3 protein-coding genes are annotated in these 4,724 nt (G+C 38.8%); 1 reads left to right on the top strand and 2 read right to left on the bottom strand.

The genetic code is table 11. From position 1 onward, the window contains the following. Positions 1-300: 300 nt before the first annotated feature. Both B2V92_RS07025 and B2V92_RS07020 read right to left on the bottom strand, forming a co-directional pair. Complete coding sequence (locus tag B2V92_RS07025) at positions 301-1,392, bottom strand: mannose-1-phosphate guanylyltransferase (protein WP_293306178.1); 1,092 nt, start codon at positions 1,390-1,392, stop codon at positions 301-303. 14 nt (positions 1,393-1,406) lie between these two features. Next, entirely contained in the window at positions 1,407-2,375 is a 969-nt protein-coding gene (locus B2V92_RS07020) for a KpsF/GutQ family sugar-phosphate isomerase (protein ID WP_293306176.1), read from the bottom strand. A 91-nt stretch (positions 2,376-2,466) separates the two neighbouring features. Here B2V92_RS07020 and recQ point away from each other — a divergent pair, with 91 nt between their 5' ends. Next, positions 2,467-4,656: a DNA helicase RecQ gene (gene recQ, locus B2V92_RS07015; protein WP_293306180.1), complete on the top strand. Its 2,190-nt coding sequence runs from the start codon at positions 2,467-2,469 to the stop codon at positions 4,654-4,656. The last annotated feature ends 68 nt before the right edge of the window (positions 4,657-4,724 follow it).

The following is a 4,724-nucleotide window of genomic DNA, read 5'->3' as shown; positions in this document are numbered from 1 at the left end:
CAATCACCCGCGAAGCGAGAAAAGATGTAATATGGAAAAGGTATGATGGGTGATGGAGAAGCAAAGATGAAAGAAAATCTGTGTAATCCATTAATCTGTTCAATCACCCGCGAAGCGAGAAAAGATGTAATATGGAAAAGGTATGATGGGTGATGGAGAAGCAAAGATGAAAGAAAATCTGTGTAATCCATTAATCTGTGCAATCACCTGCGAAGCGAAAAAAGGTATAAAATAGAAAATGTAAGATGGATAATGTACAACTGCGCTACATCATCCATCTTACATCTCACCTCATTCATTCTAAATAAACTTATTGCCGAAACGCGATTTAACTTCTGCAACAAATTCTTTAACACGCTGCTCTTCATTACGTGGGCAGATCATCAACATATTATTGTTTTCTACCACAATATAATCATGCAGGCCCTGCAGGATCACGAGTTTATCCTTTGGTACGTTAACCATACAATTCGACGAATCGAACATAATTACCTGTTCTGAAGGAATAACCGCATTGCCAACATAGTCTTTCTCTGCCATTTCGTATATAGATGCCCAGGTACCTAAATCAGACCATCCAAAATCAGAAGGTAAAACATATACATTTTCTGCCTTTTCCATAATACCGAAATCGATCGAGATATTGGTGCATTGGAAATAGGCATTATTGATGGATTCTTTTTCTCCTGCATTATTAAGTTCAGACCTACCAACATTAAATATTTCGTACATATCCGGCAGGTGTTTCTCAAAAGCTTTTAAAATTGCCTTTGCCGACCAGATAAATATACCCGCATTCCAAAGGAAATCGCCACTCTGTAAAAATGATTTGGCCAGCTCCAGATTTGGTTTCTCGGTAAAAGTTTTAACCTTGTGCAGGTCGGTATCGGTGTTGAGTACGTAATCTGTATGCTGGATATATCCGTATCCGGTATCCGGACGGTTAGGTTTAATGCCCAGCGTAATTAAACAGTCGTTTTTAGATGCAGCATCCAGTGATTGTTCGATCGATTGAACAAAGCCATCAATATTGGCGATGGTATGATCGGAAGGTGCTACAACAATCGTTGCATCAGGATTTAATTCTGCAATTTTTAAACTTCCGTAAGCAATACAAGGTGCTGTATTTCTCATTAAAGGCTCAGCTAAAATCTGGTTATCTGATAACTGAGGTAATTGTTCTTTAATTAAATCCGAGTATATTTCATTGGTTACGATAAATATATTTTCGGGCGGACAGATATTTAAGAATCTTTCGTAAGTGCTCTGGATAAGGGTTTTACCTACACCAAAAAAATCGATAAACTGTTTTGGATATTCCGTTCTGCTTACTGGCCAAAAGCGACTTCCGACGCCACCGGCCATAATCAATGCATAATAATTTTTATTCATTTTTAATTTTAAAATTACACTATGCCTTCGTTGAGGAGATCGTGTAAATGGATAATGCCAAAGTAAGTATTTTGTTCTAGAACTAACAACTGTGTGATGTTATTTTGTTTAATTATCTCTAAAGCGTCGACCGCTAAAGCGTCAAATTGTATGCTTTTTGGAGTTTTACCCATAATATCCTCTGCCTTTAAACCGGCAATAGAATTGTTATTCTCCAGCATCCTCCTGATGTCGCCATCAGTAATTACGCCTAATACCTGGTTAGCTGAATCAACAACAGCAACAGCACCCAAACGGTTTTTGCTAATTTCAATCAACACATCTTTTACCGATGCAGATGGAGAAATAGAAGGCTTTTCGTTCGATAATGCCAAATCACGGGCCTTTAGATAAAGTTTTTTTCCGAGAGAGCCGCCGGGATGGTATTTTGCAAAATCAGCTTCATTAAATTCCCTGCATTCTAAAAGGCAAATGGCCAATGCATCGCCCAGTGCCAACTGTGCTGTTGTACTGGTAGTAGGGGCCAGGTTGTGTGGGCAGGCTTCTTTTTCGAATGATGTATTTAAGATCAGGTCGGCCTGTTCGGCCAAAAAAGAATTGAGCTCACCAACCATTCCGATTAAAAGATTATTTGATGTTTTGAGTAGTGGAACCAAAACTTTAATTTCAGGTGTATTTCCGCTTTTTGATAAGCAGATCACTATATCATCCACCTGTATCATCCCCAGATCGCCATGGATGGCATCAGCAGCATGCATAAAAATTGCGGGTGTACCTGTCGAATTAAATGTAGCCACCATTTTTTGGGCAATAATCGCACTTTTTCCAATGCCTGTTACAATTACACGTCCTTTGCCTTCTAAAATACTGGTTACGATTTTTTCGAAATCGTTATTGATGTTCTTGGCAACATTTAATATTGCTGCTGCTTCGAGCTCTAAAGTGCTTATAGCTGACTGAATTATTGATTTTTTACTTTTCAAAGAGAAAATAATTGTCTGTTAATACTTGAAATTCTTGTAAAATTATGTTATTTTGGATAGAAAAATAGCATCGCATATTTTATTACACAAAATGGACGTGAAAAAGTCGTTATTTGATAACCTCCAAAATTTCTTCGGGTTTGATAATTTCAAGGGTGATCAAGAGTCGATCATTACAAATATTTTAGAAGGCAATAACACTTTTGTTATTATGCCAACAGGTGGAGGGAAGTCTATTTGCTATCAGTTGCCCGCTTTAATGAGCGAGGGAACAGCAATTGTTATCTCGCCATTAATTGCATTGATGAAAAACCAGGTAGACCAATTGAGGGCTTTTGGTGGGAATGACAGTATTGCACATTTTCTTAATTCATCCCTAAACAAATCTGAAATTACGCAGGTTAAATCTGATCTTTTAAGCGGTCAGACCAAATTATTGTATGTTGCGCCCGAATCACTGGCGAAACAGGATAATATTGAATTTTTAAATCTGATTAAAATCTCTTTTGTTGCCGTTGATGAAGCACATTGTATCTCTGAATGGGGACACGATTTCAGACCTGAATACCGCAAAATCAAACAGGTTATTGCTGGTTTAGGTAACAATATCCCAATTATAGCGCTAACTGCTACTGCTACGCCAAAAGTACAGCAGGATATTATGAAAAACCTGGGAATGACGGAAGCTACGCTGTTCAAATCGTCGTTTAACAGGCCAAACCTGTTTTACGAAATCCGTCCTAAGCGTGATATTACCAAAGAAATTATCAAATACATTAAATCAAATCCGGGTAAATCGGGGATTATTTATTGCCTAAGCCGCAAAAAAGTAGAAGAAGTGGCTGAGGCCCTGAACCTGAACGGAATCAGCGCTTTACCTTATCATGCCGGATTGGATCCAAAAGTACGGGCCGAAACGCAAGATAAGTTTTTGATGGAAGATGCCGAAGTAATCGTAGCTACCATTGCTTTTGGTATGGGTATCGATAAGCCGGATGTGCGCTTTGTAATCCACCACGATGTGCCAAAGAGTATGGAAGGTTACTACCAGGAAACAGGCAGGGCCGGACGTGATGGGGGCGAAGGTGTTTGTATTGCTTTTTATTCTCAAAAAGACGTAGATAAGCTGGCTAAGTTTATGAAAGATAAACCGGTTTCTGAACGCGAAATCGGTACCCAGATATTAAAAGAGGTAATTGATTATGCAGAGTCGGGTGTTTGCCGGCGTAAGCAGATTCTTCATTATTTTGGCGAAAACTTTAACGAAACTGGTTGTAACTGCATGTGCGATAACTGCAAAAAGCCTAAAAAACAGTTTGATGCCGAAAATCAATTATCGACTTTATTAAAGTTCATTGAAAAATCTGGCGAAAAATTTGACGATGCACATTTGTTAAACGTTTTTCTGGGTTTAGAAACCGCACAAACCATTGCTTACGAGCACAGTAAAGTGCCCGAATTTGGAATTGGCAAAGAAGACGGCGAATTGATGTGGAAATCGATTGTCCGCCAGGCTGTTTTAAACAACTACCTGTATAAGGATATCGATAACTACGGTTTACTAAAATTAACCAAGCAGGGCAGGGATTTCATCGTAAACCCATATAGCCTTAAATTTATATTGAACGAACCGATAGAAAGTGGTGCTGATGACGACGATGATGATGTAAAACAAGGCACCGGTGCTTTAGATACACATCTTTTATCGTTGCTTAAAGATCTGCGCAAGAAAATTGCTAAACAGAAAAGTGTTCCGCCGTTTGTTGTTTTCCAGGATCCTTCTTTAGAGGAAATGTGTACTCATTATCCGATCACAATGGAAGAACTCCGCCAGATTTCGGGTGTGGGTTCGGGTAAGGCAATGAAATTTGGTACCCCTTTTATCGAATTGATCAAAAAATACGTGGAGGATAACGATATCGAGCGCCCGATTGACCTGATTATTAAAACCCAGGCCAATAAATCGCAGATGAAGGTTTCAATTATCCAGAATATCGACAGGCAGATCGGTTTAGAAGATATTGCCGATTCAAAAGGTATTACTTACGAGGAAATACTAAAAGAAGTAGAATCTATTGTAAACTCCGGTACGAAACTAAACCTGAATTATTTTATCGATGAAGTAATCGATGATGACCGTCAGGATGAAGTTTTCGATTATTTCAGGGCTGCAGAAAGCGATTCTATCGACGATGCCCTTAACGAACTTGGCGAAACCGACTACACCCGCGAAGAAATTCAACTGATGCGGATTAAATTCATGTCGGAACTAGGAAATTGATGTAAGACGGGAAAAGTAATATGGATGATGTATCCGGTTATTTTTCCCATTTTCCCTCTTCCATCATC

This window comes from Pedobacter sp. UBA5917 (genome assembly GCF_002432345.1).
Classification (GTDB): domain Bacteria; phylum Bacteroidota; class Bacteroidia; order Sphingobacteriales; family Sphingobacteriaceae; genus Pedobacter.
Note: the sequence above shows the minus strand (reverse complement) of the source record. Positions and strands in the feature narration are given on the sequence as shown.